20 protein-coding genes are annotated in these 21,341 nt (G+C 59.9%); 8 read left to right on the forward strand and 12 right to left on the reverse strand.

What is annotated here, in order from left to right:
* Window positions 1-10 precede the first annotated feature (10 nt).
* Window positions 11-547, forward strand: a complete 537-nt coding sequence (locus FHT97_RS01145) for a GNAT family N-acetyltransferase (protein WP_183860708.1) — start codon at window positions 11-13, stop codon at window positions 545-547.
* On the opposite strand, the gene FHT97_RS01150 is transcribed toward FHT97_RS01145, so the two are convergent.
* From FHT97_RS01150 to FHT97_RS01185, 8 genes are all read right to left on the reverse strand, one after another.
* Entirely contained in the window at window positions 510-1,130 is a 621-nt protein-coding gene (locus FHT97_RS01150; protein ID WP_183751446.1) for a riboflavin synthase, read from the reverse strand. The genes FHT97_RS01145 and FHT97_RS01150 overlap by 38 nt on opposite strands.
* Window positions 1,130-2,239: a bifunctional diaminohydroxyphosphoribosylaminopyrimidine deaminase/5-amino-6-(5-phosphoribosylamino)uracil reductase RibD gene (ribD, locus tag FHT97_RS01155; protein WP_183859317.1), complete on the reverse strand. Its 1,110-nt coding sequence runs from the start codon at window positions 2,237-2,239 to the stop codon at window positions 1,130-1,132. The genes FHT97_RS01150 and ribD overlap by 1 nt, the downstream gene beginning before the upstream one ends.
* 3 nt (window positions 2,240-2,242) lie before the next feature.
* Window positions 2,243-2,719 (reverse strand): transcriptional regulator NrdR, encoded by a 477-nt coding sequence (gene nrdR, locus FHT97_RS01160; protein ID WP_007531462.1) that lies wholly within the window; start codon window positions 2,717-2,719, stop codon window positions 2,243-2,245.
* Between the two features lie 9 nt (window positions 2,720-2,728).
* Complete coding sequence (gene glyA, locus FHT97_RS01165) at window positions 2,729-4,027, reverse strand: serine hydroxymethyltransferase (protein ID WP_183751450.1); 1,299 nt, start codon at window positions 4,025-4,027, stop codon at window positions 2,729-2,731.
* Window positions 4,028-4,204: 177 nt separating this feature from the next.
* A complete protein-coding gene (locus FHT97_RS01170; RefSeq protein WP_114712245.1) occupies window positions 4,205-5,509 on the reverse strand; it encodes a L,D-transpeptidase family protein in 1,305 nt (434 codons plus the stop codon).
* Window positions 5,510-5,895: 386 nt separating this feature from the next.
* The gene (locus tag FHT97_RS01175; protein ID WP_183859319.1) at window positions 5,896-6,741 is read right to left on the reverse strand and encodes a glycosyl transferase; all 846 of its coding nucleotides are present in this window, start codon (window positions 6,739-6,741) and stop codon (window positions 5,896-5,898) included.
* A gap of 186 nt (window positions 6,742-6,927) precedes the next feature.
* Entirely contained in the window at window positions 6,928-7,443 is a 516-nt protein-coding gene (locus tag FHT97_RS01180) for a MarR family winged helix-turn-helix transcriptional regulator (RefSeq protein WP_183751452.1), read from the reverse strand.
* Between the two features lie 129 nt (window positions 7,444-7,572).
* On the reverse strand, window positions 7,573-8,010 hold the full coding sequence (locus FHT97_RS01185; protein WP_183751454.1) for a DUF6163 family protein: 438 nt from the start codon (window positions 8,008-8,010) through the stop codon (window positions 7,573-7,575).
* Window positions 8,011-8,144: 134 nt separating this feature from the next.
* Between FHT97_RS01185 and hemB the strand changes: the two genes are divergently transcribed.
* From hemB to FHT97_RS01205, 4 genes are all read left to right on the forward strand, one after another.
* Window positions 8,145-9,158 carry a porphobilinogen synthase gene (gene hemB, locus FHT97_RS01190; RefSeq protein WP_183859321.1) on the forward strand — a complete coding sequence of 338 codons (1,014 nt, stop codon included), beginning with the start codon at window positions 8,145-8,147 and terminating at the stop codon, window positions 9,156-9,158.
* 75 nt (window positions 9,159-9,233) lie between these two features.
* A complete protein-coding gene (locus tag FHT97_RS01195; protein WP_183859323.1) occupies window positions 9,234-9,692 on the forward strand; it encodes an RDD family protein in 459 nt (152 codons plus the stop codon).
* A 178-nt stretch (window positions 9,693-9,870) separates the two neighbouring features.
* Window positions 9,871-10,647, forward strand: coding sequence for an arginyltransferase (locus FHT97_RS01200; protein WP_183751474.1), 777 nt, complete (start codon window positions 9,871-9,873; stop codon window positions 10,645-10,647).
* The gene (locus FHT97_RS01205; RefSeq protein WP_183751476.1) at window positions 10,648-11,535 is read left to right on the forward strand and encodes a DMT family transporter; all 888 of its coding nucleotides are present in this window, start codon (window positions 10,648-10,650) and stop codon (window positions 11,533-11,535) included. It abuts the gene before it with no gap.
* Here the strand turns inward: FHT97_RS01205 and FHT97_RS01210 are convergent.
* Both FHT97_RS01210 and parC read right to left on the reverse strand, forming a co-directional pair.
* Window positions 11,474-11,983: an SRPBCC domain-containing protein gene (locus FHT97_RS01210; RefSeq protein ID WP_183751478.1), complete on the reverse strand. Its 510-nt coding sequence runs from the start codon at window positions 11,981-11,983 to the stop codon at window positions 11,474-11,476. The genes FHT97_RS01205 and FHT97_RS01210 overlap by 62 nt on opposite strands.
* A gap of 155 nt (window positions 11,984-12,138) precedes the next feature.
* Window positions 12,139-14,394: a DNA topoisomerase IV subunit A gene (parC, locus tag FHT97_RS01215; RefSeq protein ID WP_183751480.1), complete on the reverse strand. Its 2,256-nt coding sequence runs from the start codon at window positions 14,392-14,394 to the stop codon at window positions 12,139-12,141.
* Window positions 14,395-14,630: 236 nt separating this feature from the next.
* Here parC and FHT97_RS01220 point away from each other — a divergent pair, with 236 nt between their 5' ends.
* A complete protein-coding gene (locus tag FHT97_RS01220) occupies window positions 14,631-15,818 on the forward strand; it encodes a hypothetical protein (protein WP_183859325.1) in 1,188 nt (395 codons plus the stop codon).
* Between the two features lie 62 nt (window positions 15,819-15,880).
* Here FHT97_RS01220 and FHT97_RS01225 read toward each other — a convergent pair whose 3' ends face one another.
* Complete coding sequence (locus FHT97_RS01225; protein WP_183859327.1) at window positions 15,881-16,525, reverse strand: TetR/AcrR family transcriptional regulator; 645 nt, start codon at window positions 16,523-16,525, stop codon at window positions 15,881-15,883.
* A 66-nt stretch (window positions 16,526-16,591) separates the two neighbouring features.
* On the opposite strand from FHT97_RS01225, the gene FHT97_RS01230 reads away from it, so the two are divergent.
* Window positions 16,592-17,758: a serine hydrolase domain-containing protein gene (locus tag FHT97_RS01230; RefSeq protein ID WP_183859329.1), complete on the forward strand. Its 1,167-nt coding sequence runs from the start codon at window positions 16,592-16,594 to the stop codon at window positions 17,756-17,758.
* A gap of 48 nt (window positions 17,759-17,806) precedes the next feature.
* Here the strand turns inward: FHT97_RS01230 and aspS are convergent, their stop codons facing one another.
* A complete protein-coding gene (aspS, locus tag FHT97_RS01235; protein ID WP_183859331.1) occupies window positions 17,807-19,597 on the reverse strand; it encodes an aspartate--tRNA ligase in 1,791 nt (596 codons plus the stop codon).
* Window positions 19,598-19,867: 270 nt separating this feature from the next.
* Between aspS and FHT97_RS01240 the strand changes: the two genes are divergently transcribed.
* Complete coding sequence (locus FHT97_RS01240) at window positions 19,868-21,259, forward strand: multicopper oxidase family protein (protein WP_183859333.1); 1,392 nt, start codon at window positions 19,868-19,870, stop codon at window positions 21,257-21,259.
* Window positions 21,260-21,341 lie beyond the last annotated feature (82 nt).

The following is a 21,341-nucleotide window of genomic DNA, read 5'->3' on the forward strand; positions in this document are numbered from 1 at the left end:
CGTCTTCATGATGACCAGCATTCCGACCATCGAGACGAAGCGGCTGCTGCTGCGGGCACATACCGTCGACGATTTTGAGGCCTACCAGACGATGTGGAGCGACGAGGCCGTCGTCCGCTTTATCGGAGGCGTGCCGTCTACCCGTGAGCAAGCCTGGGCCCGGCTGCTGCGCGTTGCAGGCATGTGGCATCATATGGGCTTTGGATTTCTTGCGATCGAGGAAAAGCGCTCACGGCGTTTTATCGGGGAAGCGGGCTTCCTCGACATGAAGCGGGACATGCAGCCGGTTTCCACCGAAGGCACGTTGGAAACTGGCTGGGGGCTTATGCCATTCGCGCAAGGCCGGGGCTACGCCAGCGAGGCGCTGACCGCCCTGATCGCCTGGGCAGAAGAACGGTTTCCCTCCAAACCGATGACATGCATCATCGATCCGGGGAACGACCCCTCGCTGCGCCTCGCGCGAAAGCTCGGCTTTCGCGAGGTCCAACGATGCAACTACAATGGAGAAGTCATTCTGCTTTCGCGGTCGGGAACTCGGCCAGCCTAGCAGCATAGCGGGCCATGGTGTCGACTTCGAAATTGACGAAGTCGCCGGCCTTGCGCTCACCCCATGTCGTGACCTCAAGCGTGTGACGGATCAGCAGAACATCGAAATCGGTACCGTCGACCGCGTTGACGGTGAGCGACGTGCCATCCAGGGCGATCGAGCCCTTGGGCGCAACGAACTTGGCAAGATGCTGCGGCGCGCGCAGACGAAAACGTGTGGCATCGCCCTCTTCGGTGACGGAGAGGATCTCTGCCTTGCCGTCAACGTGACCGGAAACGATGTGGCCACCGAGTTCGTCGCCGATCTTCAGCGAGCGCTCGAGGTTGATATGGCTGCCTTCCTTCCACGTCCCGATGGTCGTCAGGCGCAGGGCCTCTTCCCAGGCTTCGACCTCGAACCAGCGGCCGTTGCTACCATCACCAGGCAAGCCGGTCACCGTCAGGCAGATGCCGGAATGCGAGATCGAGGCGCCCATGTCGATCGTCGCCGGATCATAGGCGGTGGCGACGCGCAGCTTGATGCCTTCCTTCAACGCGGAAACGGATTCGATCGTGCCGACGTCGGTGACAATTCCGGTAAACATCAAAGCTCTCTTTCGTATTCGTCCAGGCGGTCGTCGCCAAATATGAAGGTCCCCCTGTGCAGGAGGTCCGATGGCATATCGGTCTTCGTTACCGGGGATTCAATACCATCCTGCCCGATCACCTCGGGGCCCTGATAGAGGAGGATGCGATCGACATAGCCGGCATCGAGGAAAAGCTTCGCCGTCCGCGCGCCGCCTTCAACGACAAGCGAGGAAATGCCGCGCGACGCGAGCGCCGGCAGCAGCTCGTCCAGACGGTTGGGATTGCATTGGACCACCTCGACGCCCGCCTGATCCAGCGCGTCGCGGCGCGCAAGAAAGGCCTTGTCCTCGCTGTTATCGAAGCGCGGTGGCTCAGTCGCGACAACGATCAACGGCACTTGCCTGGCAGTTGCAACCAGCTTGCTGTCCAGCGGCAAAGAGAGATGTTCATCGAGCACGACGCGAACCGGCGAGCGCGTCTCAAGGCCAGGCGTGCGAACCGTGAGCAAAGGATCATCGGCGACCGCAGTACCGATCCCGACCAGAATCGCGTCGGCTTCAGCACGCAGCTTCTGGACTTCGGCCCGTGCGGCCGGACCGGTGATTGCAACCTGCCCCTCACCCCTCTTGCCGATCATACCGTCGGCAGAAACAGCAAGTTTGAGAGTCACATAGGGCCGGTTCTTCGTCTGGCGCGTGAGGTACGCGGCGAGCGAACGCCTGCCTTCCTCTTCGAGAATTCCGGACTCGACTTCAATCCCGGCGTCGCGCAGCATGGAGATCCCCTTGCCCGAAACGCGCGGATCCGGATCCGTCACGCTGATAACGACACGACCAACACCATAGGCAATCAGCGCCTCCGCGCAGGGCGGCGTCTTGCCGTAATGCGAGCAGGGTTCGAGCGTGACATAGGCGGTGGCGCCGCGTGCCCGTTCGCCGGCTTCGGCCAGGGCTTGCGGTTCGGCATGGGGACGCCCGCCGACCGCCGTCACCGCACGGCCGACGATCTGACCGTCACGCACGATCACGCAGCCGACTGAAGGATTGGTAGATGTCTGGCCGAGATGCAGGAGACCCAGGCGGATCGCCTCTTGCATGAAACGCGCGTCGTCTTCCGAAGCGCTCATGAGCTAGTTGTCCAGGGGATCGCGGGCGATCTTGGCGTTGATCTCGGAAATGACCTTCTCGAAATCCTCGGCGTGCGAGAAATCCCGATAGACCGAGGCATAGCGAACGAAGCCGACGTCATCCAGACTCTTCAACGCTTCCAACACCTGAAGGCCGATCTGCTCGGAGCTGATCTCGACCTCGCCCGAGCTTTCAAGCCGTCGAACGATACCGGAGACCGCGCGCTCGATGCGGTCGCGGTCGACCGGACGCTTGCGCAGTGCGATCTCGAAAGATCGCACCAGCTTGTCGCGGTCGAACGGCACCTTGCGACCGGTCTTCTTCGACACCATCAGCTCGCGCAGTTGCACGCGCTCGAAGGTCGTGAAGCGACCGCCGCAATCAGGACAAATGCGCCTGCGGCGGATGGACGTATTGTCCTCCGCCGGGCGTGAATCCTTGACTTGTGTGTCTTCCGATCCGCAGAATGGGCAGCGCATGCGCTATCCTTAGCCGATGTAATCGTACATTGGGAAGCGGTTGGTCAGGTCGACCACCTTGCCGCGAACGGCTGCTTCCACTGCTGCGTTCCCCTCGTCGGAATTGGCGACCTTCAGGCCGTCGAGAACCTCAACGATGAGATTGCCGATTTCCTTGAATTCCGCTTCCTTGAAGCCGCGCGTCGTGCCGGCCGGTGCGCCGAGGCGCACACCCGACGTGACGAAAGGCTTTTCAGGGTCAAACGGGATGCCGTTCTTGTTGCAGGTGACGTAGGCGCGCCCGAGCGCTGCTTCGGCACGCTTGCCGGTCGCGTTCTTCTTGCGAAGGTCAACCAGCATCAAGTGGTTGTCGGTGCCGCCGGAAACGACGTCGAGGCCGCCTGCGATCAGGGTTTCGGCAAGCGCCTTGGCGTTCTTGACGATCTGGGCCGCGTAGTCCTTGAACTCGGGCTGCAGCGCCTCGCCGAAGGCAACGGCCTTGGCAGCGATGATGTGCATCAACGGACCTCCCTGCAGACCCGGGAATACGGCCGAATTGAACTTCTTCGCCAGATCTTCATCGTTGGTCAGGATGACACCACCGCGCGGGCCGCGCAGCGACTTGTGGGTCGTGGTAGTCGCGACATGGCAGTGCGGGAACGGCGACGGATGCTGGCCACCGGCAACGAGACCGGCGATGTGGGCCATGTCGACCATCAGGTAGGCGCCAACCGAGTCAGCGATCTCGCGGAAACGCTTCCAGTCCCAGATGCGGGAGTAAGCGGTGCCGCCGGCGATGATCAGCTTCGGCTTGTGCTCTTCGGCCTTGCGAGCAACTTCGTCCATGTCGAGCAGATTGTCGCCTTCGCGCACGCCGTAGGACACAACGTTGAACCACTTGCCCGACATGTTGACCGGCGAACCGTGTGTCAGGTGACCGCCCGAGTTGAGATCAAGGCCCATGAAGGTGTCGCCCGGCTGCAGCAGCGCCAGGAACACAGCCTGGTTCATCTGCGAACCGGAGTTCGGCTGAACGTTGGCGAAGTTGACGCCGAAGAGCTTCTTGGCGCGCTCGATCGCGAGTTCTTCCGCGATATCGACGAATTGGCAGCCGCCATAGTAGCGCTTGCCCGGATAGCCTTCAGCGTACTTGTTGGTCATGATGGAGCCCTGGGCTTCCAGAACCGCGCGGGAAACAATGTTTTCCGAAGCGATCAGCTCGATCTCATGACGCTGGCGACCGAGTTCCTTTTGGATCGAGCCGAAGATTTCCGGATCGGTATCGGCAAGCGAGCGATTGAAGAAGGTCTGGGTGGAAGCATTGGTCATGGGCGGGCTCCTCAACTGGAATGCGCGAAGGTATTAGCGCCCTGCCCTGCCAAGGGCAATACGGAGAACGACATTTGCTAGGCAATCTACGCGCCGCGGGTTCCAGGCTCGATAGGACAACAAAAAACCGCGCCAGAGGGGCGCGGTTTCGAGAAAATCAAACGCGATCCAACTGACTCATTGAACCGGCTGCTCCGTGGTGGCGGTCGTGTCGAGCGCAAGCTCGGCATTGCCGTCGAGCTGGTAGATATCGTCGCGGAACTGCACGACGCCATCCGGCATGCCCCAAGCGGAAATGTAGACGAAGTAAACGGGCACTTCTTCGGCAAGCTTGATCGGTGTGTTGACGCGGGTCGTGATGACCTGCTCCATTTGCTGACGTGACCACGGCGGGGTCTCGCGCAGCAGCCAGGTCGTCAGGTCCCGAACGTTCTGGACGCGGACACAGCCAGAGGACTCAAAGCGCATCAGCTTGTTGAAGAGACCCTGCTGCGGCGTGTCGTGCATGTACTCGCCGTTCTTGTTGTAGAAGTTGATCTTCGTGGACGCCATGGCGTTGATCTTGCCCGGATCCTGGCGGAACATGAAATTCGGCGCCTTCTCCGCATTCCAGTCGACCGTTTCCGGCGCCACCTCGTTGCCCTTGCCATCGATCAGGCGAATGGCATTCTTCTCGAGGTAGGTCGGGTCCTTGCGCATCAGTGGCACGATGTCTTTTTCGACGATCGAGCGCGGTGCCGTCCAATAAGGATTGAGAATAACTTCGTAGATCTTCGAGTTAACGAGATGCGTCGGACGGCTAAGCCGGCCAACAACCGCGGCGTGGCGCGTCGCAACGCTGCCGTCTTCCACCGCCTCGACGTAAGCCGCCGGAATGTTGACCATCACATGGCGGCGTCCCAGCTCTTCCGGGAAGGTCTGAATCCGGATGAGGTTGGTGTTCAGTTGCTGCAGGCGAACATCGGCCGGAACGTTCATCGCCTTCAAGGTGAACTCGCCGATAACACCGTCAGCCGGAAGGCCGTGACGCGCCTGGAAGCGCTTGACGGCGCCGTCGACATAGGAATCGAACGCCGAAGACATGCCCGCCTCGCGCGGCAGGTCGCCGGTAATGGCCAAACGCTGGCGAAGCCCCTGGACGGCCGGGTCCGTCACGCCGATCTGCAGGCGCTGCTGGCTTGGGCTCACTTGAGGCCAACCGCCCGCGGAGGCGATCTGCTGATACTGCATGATCGCCTGCTGGATACTGGGCACCGACTGCGGTCCGAGAATCGGCGTGTTCGAAACGACGGCCGTCGCCGTACGGGATGCCGCCTTTGCATCGAATTGGTCATCCCAATCGCCGCGCTGCGGAGCATTAATGAGCGAATCGATCGCCGACTGCGCGAGTGCGGGGGTAGCCAATGCGCCCGCTCCCACCATTGCCGCAGACGTCAGAAACGCCCGACGAGAAAGAGCTTCAGTTCCGATTTTCTTCGACATTCATCCCAACCACTAAATTGCCGCTGCTTGAGAGACCGACGACCTTCGCTATCCCTGCGAGAGCGCAAATCCCTACCAACCCGTCGCCACGGCGCATTACACAATCTCTCTGCCGGCAATCACAGGATTGCGAGCAGGGAGCACGAGGTTATCGGACCTCAATTGGGGAAGCGCCATTTTGCCGTGCATTTCCGCTGACATGCTAATATGGCCAATTCGTGTCGCCTCGCACCACACTCAACCGTCGGTCGCAGACAACGCGGAAAAACCATATCGATCCACAGAATGTGGCGGTTAATAGCGGCTAAAAAACGGCTTGAATACAGGCGATTATGCTTGCCTGCCATGCGTTGCAAAGATGTCACGACAGCGTTGACGGAAGGTGCCTACTCGCGCCAGTGGTCGGCCACCCAAGGCGTTGGTCGGATGTAGTGGCGCAGATAACGAAACAGCGGCCTGTTGCGTCTTCGTTCGGGGTCGAACATGTGTCGGATATGATCCAGCGGCGGCGCCGCGCGGCCCTTCAACCCGAACCGTCCTTCGACCGCGAACTGCGGATGGAAGTCGCGTGGAAACAGGATCACCCGCGCATCACCCGGCAGGCGTGGCGTCAGGAAATAATTGAGCGGGAATGGCCAGCGGCAATCCTGCCTGAAATGGAGCACCCACCGACGCGGAAAGAACTTCGCGCCGCCGGGCGCATTTCTCGTCACAAAGCGCTGCTCGAATTCATATTCGTCAGCAACCCCTTGGGGATCGGCACGGAATTTTTCTTGCAAGGAAACCAGCTTGCCGACAGGAAAGCGGAAGAGAGATGTCTGTCCGAGGCGTTCAAACGGCGTCGTCTGGTTGCGCGACAGGATGACGTCGTCAGGACCGCCGACCTCGAAGAATGAGTCGAGGGAACCGACGATGACCAGATCGAGGTCGAGGAACAGCACTGGACCACTCAAACTTCCAAGCTTCGGCCCCCAAAGTCGCCCCTTGGGCCAAATACCCTTCGTTCTCACCGGCATGTTTTCGACATCCAGCGGCGGCAGGTCCTCGCAAAGGATCTCAGGATTTAGATCGCTGCGATTGTCGGTGAAGCAAGTGAAGGTGAAGGGAGGCGTGATATTGCGCTTCACCATGGCATAAAGACGGTTGATGAAGGGGGCACCATATTTCGTCCCCCAACTGATGCAGATGACCTGCTTCACCCCACCGCTCGCCGCCAAGACAGCTGACACCATGACCTGCAACTCCTGATTCACGCTAGAACCCCCAAAGGTTCGTGCGAAGTCATTAGCAAGTTGTCGGCCGAATATGTAGTCCCCCGCAACGGAGCGAGGAAACGCGAAAAGGGCGCTACGGAATACCGTTGCGCCCTTTCGTGCCTTGGAGGTCTGATAAGCCAGCAGGGAAGTTGGCTTACGAGATTACAGGCGGTAGAGGATCTGGTCGTTCCAGAAGCGGTCCAGACGGGTCAGCAGCTTGTTCATCTGCGTGAATTCGTCGGTACCGATGCCGCCGACCTTGTCGATCGAGCCTACGTGGCGCTCGTAGAGCTTGGCGACGGTTTCCGCGATGTCCTGGCCGGTTTCCGTCAGGCTGATGCGGACCGAGCGACGGTCGATGCGCGAGCGCTGGTGGTTGATGAAGCCGAGGTCGACGAGCTTCTTGACGTTGTAGGAAACGTTGGAGCCCAGGTAGTAACCGCGAGAGCGAAGTTCGCCGGCGGTCAGCTCGGAGTTGCCGATGTTGAAGAGGAGAAGTGCCTGGACAGCGTTCACATCGCTGCGACCCTGACGGTCGAACTCATCCTTGATGACGTCGAGCAGACGGCGGTGAAGACGTTCAACAAGATGAAGGGATTCCATGTAAAGATCACGGATGCCCTGTTCCTGCTGGTCACGGAAGTTCGATACTGCCTGCGGCTTGATTTTCGTGTTCATGATGACTGCCTCACTGTTTGTTTGGCGGTGTTGGTTTTCTTCCCGCCTTGAGACAGACCCTATCGAATACAAATAAAATTCTACTTAAACCGCAGGCTTAACAGTGCCTTACCGAATCTCCTAGATGTATCAGGGTAAATCAACGCTTACCTGCTGGCGCCGCTTTCGCTTCTCGTACCAGAGCACGGCGCGGAATCCCACGTAGACCAGAGCGACCGCAATATGCAGGAGAACGATCAGCCGGTTGGACCCGAAAACGTCCGGCATGAAGCCGTGCATGATGACCTGTCCGCCTGCCGCTAGCACCCAGATTACCGGGCCCCAGGAGACGGCCAGCCAAAGGCCGAGGGACGCAACAGGAAAGAGAACGGCAAGGCAGGTGCTTGCGACCTTCCAGGGAAGGCTGAGCAGGTCGAAGCGCCCTGCCCCCACCAGCGAGTAGCCGACAAGCATCGCCCAATACTGCAATCCAAACCAGAAGCAGGACATCGCGACCAGGCGCAAGAACAGGATGAACAGAACGCTGGTTAGCGTCGGCTTCGGTATCGTCGGAGAATCAGCGTCCATATCTAAAACAATAGGGTTGCAGTTGGGACTTCGCCAGCGGCTCGATTATTGCGGCCAATCGTCCGGTTTGGTTTTCGGCCGTGCCATGATAATGAGCGCATCGACAATTGGAATGGCAGAAAGCTGGAACGACCATGCAGGACAAGACGCATCTCGTCGACGACATCACCGGCCATCGGCGCATGCGCCGCAACCGCAAGGCCGACTGGACGCGGCGCCTGGTACAGGAAAACCGGCTGACGGTGGACGATCTGATCTGGCCGGTTTTCGTCGTTCCCGGCTCCGGCATCATCGAACCGATACCGGCAATGCCCGGCGTCAACCGGATGAGTGTGGATAAGCTCGTCGAAGCCACCAGGGAGGCGGCCGATCTCGGCATCCCGGCGATCGCGACCTTTCCGAACATCGAGATGGAACTCCGCGACGAAACCGGATCGAACAGTCTTGAGGCCAACAACCTGATCAACCAGGCGACGATCGCTATCAAGAAGGCAGTGCCCAATATCGGGGTCATCACGGATGTGGCGCTCGATCCTTTCACCAGCCATGGCCACGACGGGATCCTGCGACATGGCGAGATCGTCAACGACCAGACGGTCGATCAGGTTGCGCGCGCGGCCGTCATGCAGGCCAATGCCGGCTCTGACATCATTTCGCCGTCGGAGATGATGGACGGTAGAATCGGCGCCATCCGCCGCGCCCTTGACGCTGCCGGGCACCAGAATGTTGGTATCATGAGCTACGCCACCAAATTCGCCTCGGCATTCTATGGCCCCTACCGCGAGGCGATCTCGACCGGCGGGCTGCTCAAGGGCGACAAGAAGACCTATTACATCGATCCGGCAAACGGGACCGAAGCGATCCGGGACGCGGCGCTCGACGTCGAGGAAGGCGCCGACATGCTGATGGTCAAGCCGGGACTGCCCTATCTCGACATCTGTTGGCGCATGAAGGAGGCTTTCGGACTACCCACCTTCGCCTACCAAGTTTCGGGCGAATACACACAGATCAAGGCGGCCGCGATGAACGGCTGGATCGACGGTGAACGGGCGATGCTGGAAACCCTGCTTTCATTCAAGCGCGCCGGGTGTGATGGCGTCCTCACCTATTTTGCGGTCGAGGTGGCCAGGATTTTAGCCAAGCGCTGACTGCGCGCAAATATTGCATTTGCGGGAAGCGATACCATATCAGCGGCATCACTTTCTCGAAAGGAGACCGCAACAATGACGCTCACTCCCAACCCGCTTTATGCCGCACCGGACGAGTGGCGCGCCTACAGCGGCACGCTGAGCCGTCGTGTCTTCGCATTCATCCTCGATTACGTGATCGTTCTGCTGCTTTGCATCCCGGCAGCCGTCGTGCTTTTCTTCCTGTCGATCGTCACACTGGGGCTCGGATTCTTTCTCTATCCGGCCTTGTTCGTGATCGTTGCCGGCCTCTATTTCGGCTTCACCGTTGGCGGTTCCAGTCAGGCCTCGCTTGGGATGCGCGCAATGGGAATCGCAATCATCCGAGTCGACGGGCAGCGGATGGATTTTCTGACCGCCATCGTTCACCTGGCGCTTTTCTGGATCTTGAACTCCGTTCTGACGCCGCTGATTCTGCTGGTCGGCCTGTTTACCGAGCGCAGCCGGCTTATCCACGATTTTCTGGTCGGCACGGTCACCGTACGCACCGCCTAGATCGGGTCCTTACACGCTAAAATAAACGCGGCTGCTGGCCTTTGCTGGCAGCCTTTGGGCGCCATATCCAAAAGTATAACGGGCAACATCGGACAACAGAATGGCCGCGCTGTTGACGTTTTTTATTCTTAAGTCATCCTGTAGATAAGCAGCGAACCGAAGGAAATCTCCGGAACAGATGAATACGCAGACGACGCCCTCACCGCAGTTTTACCTGACTGCTCCGGCTGCGTGCCCTTATCTGGCCCACGAGATGGAACGCAAGGTCTTCACACATCTCGTCGGGCCGCGTGCAGCGGAGATGAACGATATCCTGACACAGGGCGGCTTTCGCCGATCGCAGAACATTGCCTATCGGCCAGCGTGCGAAGCCTGCCGTGCCTGCATCTCGGTGCGCATCCTCCCGCAGGAGTTCTTGCCGACAAAGTCGATGAAACGGGTTCTGGCGACAAACGACGATATCATCTCCACGGAGTTTCCTGCCCAGCCCTCCAGCGAGCAGTATTCGCTGTTCCGACGCTATCTTGATTTTCGCCACCAACAGGGCGGAATGTCCGACATGACTGTGCTCGACTACGCCATCATGGTCGAGGATACGCATGTGAACACCAAGATCATCGAGTATCGGCTTCGAAAGGAAGGGGCCGGGATCGAAGAGCGGCCGACGGGCGAACTGGTGGCAGCCGCCCTCACCGATACCATGAGCGACGGCTTGTCGATGGTCTATTCCTACTTCAACCCTGATATGGATCGGCGCTCGCTCGGGACCTTCATGATCCTTGATCACATCAGGCGGACAAAGGCTTTGGGTCTTCCGCACGTTTACTTGGGCTACTGGGTTCAAGGATCGCGGAAAATGGACTACAAGACTCGCTTCCAGCCGCAGGAGCACCTGACTTCGCGCGGTTGGGAACGTTTCGATCCCTCCGCATTGCCCGAAAGTACACGCTACTAAATGCTCCTCCCCTCCCTTTCCGATCATCGGAAGGGTCTGCTGCTGACAGCAATCGGCGGCCTGGCTCTTTCCATGGACATTCCCCTCGTGCGCCTTGCTCATGGAGACATGTGGTCGATCCTCGGCGCACGCAGCATCACGACCGTCGCCGTGACCGTGGTCCTGATCTGCCTCATCCGATACGTCAAGGGAACATGGCCAGTGCTTGTGCCCGGCAAACATGGCCTTGCAACGGGATTGCTCTACGGCTGCTCGACGCTGACCTTCCTGCTCGCCGTCTTCAATACGGCAACGGCGAATGTGGTCTTCATCGTCGCGTTCAATCCGATGTTCGGGGCCCTCCTCTCCTGGATATTCCTCAAGGAGCGCCCTTCGCTCTCCACGCTCGTTACCATGGCCGTCATGGTGTTCGGTGTTGGCTTGATCGTCCGTGACGGATTGGCCGGCGGCCATGTCTTCGGCGATGCCATGGCGCTGCTCAGCGCTTTCATCCTCGCGTCGGCGATCACAGTCGGTCGTGCATCGCGCCGAGACATGGGCTTCGTGCCGTTGCTTGCGGCCGCCATGCCTGCCATCCTCGGTTTTGCCAACGCTTTGCCGGCTGGACTCGTCATAGAGCATCCGGCGTGGATCGTCCTCAACGGCGCGCTGCTGATGCCGGTTGCGTTTTGGTGCCTTGCCACGGGGCCGCGTTACCTGTCGGCGCCGGAAGTCGGCATGTTCTACCTGCTCGAAACCATCCTGGCTCCGATCTGGATCTGGTTAATTTTCGCAGAAGCGCCGCCGACGATGACTCTCATCGGCGGCACGATCCTGGTCTGCGCGATTATGGCGCACTCGCTTTGGATGGTTCGGCGGAAACCTTCGCGACAATCTCTGGCACATTGACCACCTGCATGGCATCGAGTTCGCGCTCGAGCCCTTGCATGACGTGAACCCAACCCTGCCGCGTCTGCTCCTCGAACTGCCCCCATTCAGAGCACATTTCGTGTGAGAGCGTCAGCCGTGTGCCTTCTGCAAGGGGTTCGATGTCTATCTGGATTCGGTCCGCATTGTGATCATGCTCGGCTGCAGAGAAGCAGAAGACCATCCGTCGCGGACGACGCAGTTCCAGAAACACGCCGTAATGAACCGCATCACCAGTCGGACGCCGATCGATGACGAGAAAATGCCCGCCAACCTTCGGATCGATATCGGCGCGGATCACGCGGCCTTCATCGCTCGCGAAGAGAAAGCGTTTTGCAATCTGAGGGTTCAGCCATGCGTCATAGACAGCGCAGGGCGAGGCATTGAAAGTATGCGCAACATTCAAGGTGATGGTATTGCAAGCACTCATCAACATTCCTCCGTGATCGACATGATGCTCCCGAAAGCGCCACATTCGATCATTCCGTCCGCCTACGGAATGATGTCTGTCCATGTTGTGATTACAGGACAGAATTAGAGGAATTGCACCGCTCGCCAAGAGCGGCGCGCGGATTTATTTTTGCCTCAACCTGCGAACTTGCCGCTGCGCGGAAAACCCTTCGGAACGGTGCGACCGGCGGTCGCGCGATCGGCGAGCCATTCGGCCAGCTCGTCCTTGTTTTTCGTAAAGGTGCGGCCGGCACTATCTTCCCAGACGAGGCCGTCGGCAATGGCGAAGCAGCGCACATCGGAAATGCCGCCGTCCTTGTAGCGCTGCAGGCGGACGCCCTTGCCGCGCCCCATTTCAGGCACCTGCGCCAGCGGGAAGGCGAGCAGCTTGCGGTTCTCGCCAACGACAGCGACATGATCGCCGCTGACCGGAACAATCAGCTTCGTCTCCTCGGGCATGGAGACGTTCATGATCTGCTTGCCCTTGCGGGTATTGGCGACCATGTCGGTCTCGGCGACAACGAAACCGTTGCCCGCCGTCGAGACGATCAATTGCTTACGGGCCGGATCGTGCACGAACGCCGTCAGCACGTCCTGATCATTTTCCATGTCGATCATGATACGCAGAGGCTCGCCATGACCTCGACCGCCGGGCAGCTTGTCGCCACCAAGCGTGTAGGCCTTGCCACCCGTGGTGATGATCAGGATCTTGTCGGTCGTCTGTGCCGGGAAGGCAACCTTCAACGCGTCGCCTTCCTTGAAGGTCAGGGTCGCGGTGTCGGAGATGTGTCCCTTCAGCGCGCGGATCCAGCCTTTTTCTGAGACGACGACGGTGATCGGCTCCTTCTCGATCATCGCCTGCTGGATTGCCTGCTCATCAGCTTCAGGCGCGTCGGCAAACTGTGTGCGGCGGCGGCCGAGCTCGGTCGCCTTCGCGAACTTCTTCTTCACCTCGCCGATTTCCCAGGCGACCGTCTGCCACTGCTTGTCCTCGGATGCCAGCAGCGCCTCGATCTCGCCCTTCTCCTTGGTGAGCGCGTCGAATTCAGTGCGGATCTCGAATTCCTCAAGCTTGCGCAACGACCGCAGGCGCATATTGAGGATCGCTTCGACTTGGTTGTCGGTCAGCGACCAGCGCGCGATCATCACGGGCTTCGGCTCATCCTCTTCGCGGATGATGCGAATGACCTCGTCGATATTGAGGTAGGCGATCAGCAAGCCGCCGAGGATTTCCAAGCGACGATCGATAGCGGCGAGACGGAAGCGCGAGCGGCGCTGCAGCACTTCACGACGGTGGTCGAGCCACTCCTTCAGGACCTCGTTCAACGCCATGACGCGCGGGATGCGCCCCATGGAGAGAACGTTCATGTTCAGCGGGAAGCGACTTTCCAGTTCCGTCAGCTTGAACATCGATTCCATAAGGATCGTCGGATCGACTGTCCGGTTCTTCGGTACCAGCACGACGCGGACGTCTTCGGCGGATTCGTCGCGGATGTCCTCGAGCAAGGGCAGTTTTCGCGCCAACAGGAGTTCGGCGATCTTTTCGATCAATCGGGACTTCTGGACCTGGAACGGGATTTCGGTAACGACGATCTGATAACCGCCACGACCGAGGTCCTCGGTCTCCCACTTGGCGCGTGTGCGAAATCCGCCGCGGCCGGTCTTGTAAGCCTCGATGATGCTTTCGCGGCTGTCGATGATGATGCCGCCCGTCGGGAAATCCGGGCCGGGGATGAACTCCACCAGCTTTTCGACCGAAGCATCGGGATGCTTGATGAGGTGAAGTGCGGCGTCGCAGAGCTCGTGGACGTTATGCGACGGAATGGAGGTCGCCATACCGACGGCAATACCAGACGAGCCATTCGCCAGTAGGTTCGGAAAGGCGCCCGGCAGGACGACCGGCTCTTCGTCTTCCTCGTTGTAGGTCGGGCGGAAATCAACTGCATCCTGTTCGATGCCATCGAGCAGGAGACCGGCGACCTCGGTCATGCGGGCTTCGGTGTATCGATAGGCAGCAGCACTGTCGCCGTCGATGTTGCCGAAGTTGCCCTGCCCGTCGACGACAGGGTAGCGTTGCGAGAAATCCTGCGCCAGACGCACCAGCGCATCATAGACCGACTGATCGCCATGCGGGTGAAACTTACCGATGACATCGCCGACGATACGGGCACATTTCTTGAAGGCGGAATTGGGCCGGATGCCCATCTCGCTCATGGCGTGAATGATACGGCGGTGCACCGGCTTCAAGCCGTCGCGCACGTCGGGCAGCGCGCGGTGCATGATAGTCGATAGCGCATAGGCGAGATAGCGCTCTTCAAGCGCCGCCTTCAGATCGACCGGAAGGATACTGTCGTCGTCTCCGCCGGAGGGCGGCAAAATCTGTTGTCCCATATGTCCTGACTAGCCGAGATGTCCTATTTGAGCAAGGAATCCAAGCATTCGGGCTGTGGATGAAGTCTTGGAACGATGAGAAAAGAATGACAGTAGCTGCTTTGCCCGAATTTGGTCGTTCTTTCGTTTTCCCTTCAACACAAATTTAGAAATACACAAATATAAACCGCGATCGAACCGCAGTAGATCGGCTACGAACAGAGCCACCGCTACGCACCGCCACTAAGGGACCCAAGATGACTTTTTACCGGACGACACGGCTGATGCTTTCGGGCGCCGCTTTTCTTTCTCTCGCCGGCTCGGCCTTTGCCCTCGATGGCCAGGCTCTGCTGACGAAGATCAACGCCGCTTACAGCCAGCAGGGAGGCACGATCGTTGCCGATGGCGTCGATGTCGACGGCACGACGGTGACGCTGAAGCAGGCGAGCTTCAAGGCCAACAGCGGCGAAGCGGTGCAGATTGGCGACATCACGATGAAAGGCGTCGAGGAAGACGAAGACGGCGGCTACTATGTCGAGGAAGCATCCTTCCCGAACATCAGCGCTACGAACGAGGGCTCCACTTTCACAGCAACCGACCTGACGCTGAGCGGTATTTCGATCCCTGCCGATCCGAAGGGTGAAGGGCTCGACTCGATGCTGCTCTACGAGAGCGCCCACAGCGGTCCGGTGAAGGTTGTCCAGAACGGGGCAGAGCTGTTCTCGCTCGCTGAAAGCGACATGAACCTGACGCTTCGCGAAGACGAATCCGGCTTCGATTTTGATGGCGCTTTCAAGGGTCTCAAGGCCGATCTCAGCAAGACAACCGACGCGCAGAGCAAGGAAGCGATCGACAAGCTCGCGCTCCAGCACGTCCAGGGCGACATCACGATGAAGGGCGCCTGGGAGCTGACACCCGGCACGATCGACGTCTCCGAATTCGCCTTCGACTTCAACAACATCGGCAAGCTGAACCTCGCCTTTAAGATCTCCGGCTACACGATGCCTTTCATAAAGTCGCTGCAGGAGGCGGCCAAGCAGGCGGAAGCAAACCAGAACAAGGAAGAGGCGCAGCAGGCCCTCGGTCTGTCGATGCTCGGGCTGATGCAGCAGCTGTCGTTCGAAAGCGCCCAGATCCGCTTCGATGACGCTTCCATCACCAAACGCGCCCTCGACTACGCCGGCAGCCAGCAGAACATCTCCGGCCAACAGATGGCGGATTCGTTGAAGGCGATGACGCCGATCATGCTGGCGCAACTCAACATCCCGGAGCTGCAGAACGCCATATCGGCGGCTGTCAGCACCTTCCTCGACAATCCGAAGAACCTGACGCTCGCTGCCGCTCCGGCAAAGCCCGTTCCGTTCCCAATGATCATGGGTGCCGCGATGGGCGCACCGAATACACTGCCGCAAGTCCTCGGCGTGAAGGTGACCGCAAACGATTGATCTGAGCCTCTGGAACCCGGCGACCCGCTCTGCCGCTGGGTTCCTTTCTGTTTGGGCAACGGTCACGCAATGTAGCGGCGCAACTCATGGATTGCGTGGCTGGTCATTTCAGCCAGTTCTGAGGCCGTGGCGCCGTCACGTGCCTGGACCGACATGCCCTGGACGATCGCCCCCATAAAGCGGGCAAGCGATCGGGCGTTCGCGTCCTTGCTTATATCCCCCTCCTTGATGCCGCGTTCGATGCGCGCCACGAAAATGTCGAGCGTCTGCGTCCGCAGCGAGGAGACATATTCGGCAATGTCCTCATTCTCGGCCGCGCAATTCAACACAGCCGTCGAAATCATACAGCCCTTCGGATGGTCTGGCGCGGTGAAAATGGCGGCCGAGTTGTTCAGGAACCGCTCGAAGGCAGTGACGGTGTCGATCTCTGCCTGGAAAGGATTGCCGGGTTCGGGGCGCGGCATGCGGCGATATTGCGCGAGCGCCTCGCGATAAAGCTCCGCCTTGGAGCGGAAGGCCGCGTAGAGGCTCTGGGGCGTAATCCCCATCGAGGCAGTAAGATCGGCGATCGAGCTGCCGTCATAGCCGTGCTGCCAGAAGACGTCGCGTGCGGCGGAAAGCACCGTCTCGCGATCGAAGGCCGGCGGGCGGCCGCGCTTCTTCTGACCGCTATTTTTCCCGTCGTCGTTATTTTTCATAGTGATCACTCTAGAAATATCATTCGATCCAGTTTATTCAGGAACGATCATTGTGATTATAGGAGGCTTGATCCAATGAGTCTTCCCCTCGAAACCCAGCACACACAGCAGACTGCGGACCTCGCAAGGGCACTCGACACGGTGATCGATCGCACGATCGCAGCAAAACGTCTCGTCGGCGCGGTGGTCCTCGTTGCCCGCGAAGGCGTCGTCGTCTATCGTCGTGCAGCAGGCCTTGCCGATCGCGAAAAAGGACGGGCCATGGCCGAGGACACGATTTTCCGGCTCGCCTCGATCACAAAGCCGATCGTGACGATCGCAGCGATGCGGCTCGTCGAACAGAGCCGCATCAACCTCGACGATCCCGTGACCAAATGGCTGCCGGATTTCCGCCCGCGACTTGCGGACGGGACGGAGCCGGTCATCGCTATCCGCCATCTGCTCACTCATACCTCCGGACTCAGCTATGGCTTTGCCGAAGAGGATGGTCCTTATGCCAAAGCAGGCATTTCCGACGGCCTCGATCAACCTGGCCTGCCGCTGGCCGAAAACCTGAAGCGGCTGGCGAGCGTCCCTCTCCTCTTCGCACCTGGCTCACAATGGCAATATTCGCTCGCCATGGACGTGATCGGTGGCGTCATCGAAAAGGAGACAGGTGCCCCGCTCGGCGAAGCCGTGGCAAAGCTGGTGACGGAGCCACTCGGCCTTGCCGACATCGCCTTTGCCGTGCGTGATCACAGTCGGCTCGCTGCCGCCTATATGAACACCGCACCGGAGCCCGCGCTGATGGGCAAAGAAGCCTCCGTGCGGGCTCTGAACGGCTCTGTGCGTTTCACGCCGGACCGCATCTTCGATCCGGCCTCCTATCATTCCGGCGGCGCCGGCATGGCGGGAACAGCGGGCAACGTGCTGGCGATCCTGGAGACGATCCGCAAGGGCGGCTCGTCGCTTCTCTCTTCCGAAACAGTCAAGACCATGACGGCAGATCAGGCGAACGGCGTGCGCCAGCTTCTCGATCCGGGCGTCGGTTTCGGTTTCGGCTGGGCGGTGGTGACCGACCCGGTCTCCGCGCAGGTGCCGTGGTCGAAGGGGACGTTTCGCTGGGGCGGCGCTTACGGCCATAGCTGGTTTGTCGATCCCGCAAAGAAACTGACCGTCGTGGCGCTGACGAATACGGCGCTGGAGGGGATGTGGGGGCAGTTCACGGTGGATCTGCGCGACGCGCTCTACACGGCGCTTTGAGTGCAAAGAAAAAGCCCGGCTCAGGCCGGGCTTTTTATGCAAGCCTACTCAGTCCTTCTTGACCGGCGGGATCGGGCGGATCGACAGTTCGCGCAGCTGCGTCGGCGTTGCCGGGGTCGGTGCGCCCATCAGCAGGTCCTGCGCCTGCTGGTTCATCGGGAACAGCGAGATCTCGCGCAGGTTCTTGGCGCCGACGAGCAGCATGACGATGCGGTCGATGCCGAAGGCCATGCCGCCATGCGGCGGCGCACCGTACTGGAATGCGCGGTAGAGGCCGCCGAACTGCTCCTCGACCTCGGCCTGCGACTTGCCGGTCAATTCAAAAGCCTTGACCATGACTTCCGGCAGCTGGTTGCGGATCGAGCCCGAGGCGATCTCGAAGCCGTTGCAAACCATGTCGTATTGGAAGGCCTTGATCGACAGCGGATCGCTGCCGTTGAGCGCATCGAGGCCGCCCTGCGGCATCGAGAACGGGTTGTGGGCGAAGTCGATCTTCTTCTCGTCTTCCAGCCATTCGAGGAACGGGAAGTCGACGATCCAGCAGAATTCGAAGCGATCACGGTCTACGAGGTTCAACTCCTCGCCGGCCCTCGTGCGGGCTTCGCCGGCAAACTTGTAGAACTTCGACGGATCACCGGCGACGAAGAAGCAGGCATCGCCATCATCGAGGCCGAGTTGGGTACGGATCGCGTCGGTGCGCTCCTCGCCGATGTTCTTGGCGAGCGGGCCGGCGCCTTCGAGCTTCTCGCCCTCCTTGCGCCAGAAGATATAGCCGAGGCCCGGCTGCCCCTGGCTCTGCGCCCAGGCGTTCATGCGGTCGCAGAACGCACGGCTACCGCCAGTCCTGGCGGGAATAGCCCAGACCTCGACCTTCGGGTTCGATGCAATCATGTTCGCGAAGACCTTGAAACCGGAGCCGGCAAAATGCTCGGTGACCGCCTGCATCTCGATCGGGTTGCGCAGGTCGGGCTTATCGGAGCCGTACTTGCGGATCGCCGTCTCATACGGAATGCGCGGGAACTTCTCGGTCACCGGCTTGCCTTCGGCAAACTCGACGTAGATGTCGCGAATGACCGGCTCCATCGTGTTCCAGACGTCTTCCTGGGTGACGAAGCTCATTTCGAGGTCGAGCTGGTAGAATTCGCCCGGCAGACGGTCGGCGCGCGGGTCTTCGTCGCGGAAACACGGCGCGATCTGGAAGTAGCGGTCGAAACCGGCAACCATCAACAGCTGCTTGTATTGCTGCGGCGCCTGCGGCAGCGCGTAGAAGGTGCCGGGGTGGATGCGTGACGGCACGAGGAAGTCGCGCGCGCCTTCCGGCGAGGAGGCCGTCAGAATCGGCGTCGTGTATTCGGTGAAGCCGACATTGCCCATTTCGCGGCGCATGGCGGAGATAACCTGCGTGCGCTTGACGATGTTCTTGTGCAGGGTCTCGCGGCGCAGATCGAGGAAGCGATACTTCAGGCGAACGTCTTCCGGATAATCAGGCTCGCCGAAGACCGGCAGCGGCAATTCCTTGGCAGCGGAGAGAACTTCGATCTCCTGCGCGTAGAGTTCGATCTCGCCGGTCGCCATGTTCTTGTTGACGGTGTCTTCCGTGCGCGCCTTGACGAGGCCGTCAATGCGGATCACCCACTCGCCGCGGACCAGTTCAGCCTGCTTGAACGCGGGCGAATCCGGATCGGCAACGACCTGGGTGATGCCGTAATGGTCACGGAGGTCGATGAACAAAACGCCGCCATGGTCACGAACACGGTGGACCCAGCCGGAAATCCGGACATTGGCGCCGACATCCGACTTGCGGAGGGCTGCACATGTGTGGCTGCGATAGCGATGCATAATCTCAATTCCCGGTATCTGGCTTAAAGACGGCGGCAAGGGGCTCTGATGGCTCTCCCGCACCGACAAGAAAATCGGGCGGAAAAGCGCATGGACGGTCTGATTTGTCAAGGGTTGGCACGCTAAGCATGCGCTTTGCGCCAGCTTTATGACAGGCCCGCAACCATGCGACCGCGAATACCCATGCGGCAGTTTGGCAACTCCCTACCATATTGCTGAAGCTCGCAGTCAACTTTAAAGAAGAGCAATATCCTCGCGCGGAGCCTCTACATGCCCCTTTTCACTCGCCGCAACCTGCTGAAAGCCTCGGCCGTTGCGGGTGCTTATGGCGTCGGTGTCGGAATAGCGGGGAAATTCGGGTTGGCGGAAGCGGCGCCGGAGCCACAAGTGCTGAAAGCGTTAAAGACGACGGCCAGCCTCGCCGACTCCGGCGTGACGAAAGACATCATGACTTGGGGCGACGCCGGCATGCCTCCGGTATTGCGAATGACGAAGGGCAAACCTTTTGCGGCAAGGCTGACGAACACGCTCGACGAGCCGACGACGATCCACTGGCACGGCCTGAGAATAGCGAACAAGATGGACGGCGTGCCGTTCATGACGCAGCCCTATGTCTATACCGGTGACAGCTTCGACTATGCCTTCACGCCGCCGGATGCCGGCACCTTCTGGTATCACCCACATTGCAACACGCTGACACAGATGGGTCACGGCATGACTGGCGTTCTCCTGGTGGAGGATCCAGATGATCCGGTATTCGACGCCGAGGTCGTGCTCAATCTGCGCGACTGGCGGCTCGGTGGCGACGGGCAGTTCATCGCGGCCTTCCGTCCGCGTGATGCCGCAAAGACCGGCACCTACGGAACAGTCAGGACGGCCAACTGGTACCAGGAGCCGCAATATGATGCGCCGGCCGGCGGCCTCATCCGGCTCCGCATTGCGGTGACTGACGTCACCCGCATCTTTTCCCTGAAGATGGAGGGCGCCGAGGCGACCGTCATCGCGCTCGACGGCAATCCTGTCCCGAAACGCTTTCCGCTTGATCTGCTGTTGATCGGGCCTGGTCAGCGCCTCGATCTCGCCGTCAGGATGCCAGACAGCGAGGGTGCCGTCGCCACACTCGAAGACATCAGGGGCACAATGCCGAAGACGATCGCCAAGCTTTGCGCCGTCGGAACCTCGTTGAAGCGCAATGTCGGCGATCTCACGGCGCTTGGCGAGAACCCGGTTGCTAAGCCCGATCTGTCTGCGGCACAGAAGATCCCGCTCATTCTCAGCGCCACGGCCGAGAGTGCGCCTGTCGACAGCATCTGTGGTACGCTGGGCTACAGCTTCTGGGCCATCAACAAGGTACCGTGGCCCGGCGACACGCCGGACCCGACCGCGCCGCTGGCGGAATTGAAGCTGGGCAAGAGCTACATCCTGCAACTCGAGAACGTGACACCGCACACGCATCCGATCCACCTGCACGGCATGAGCTTTACCGTGCTGTCGTCCTCGACACGGAAGGTCGAGCCGCTCGTTAGCGACACCTATCTCGTCCAACCCGATGAGAAAGTGCAACTCGCCTTTGTGGCCGACAATCCCGGCGATTGGTTGCTGCATTGCCACATCATCGAGCATCAAAAGACCGGCATGACCAGTTATGTTAGAGTTGTTTGACGGCTCTTTGCGGGTTCTAGTTGACATATCCGGCCGAAAGGAGAAGGAAGGTTCAACTATGTCTATCCTGCGAATGAATTGA

Source organism: Rhizobium sp. BK399, from assembly GCF_014194695.1.
Classification (GTDB): Bacteria; Pseudomonadota; Alphaproteobacteria; order Rhizobiales; family Rhizobiaceae; genus Rhizobium.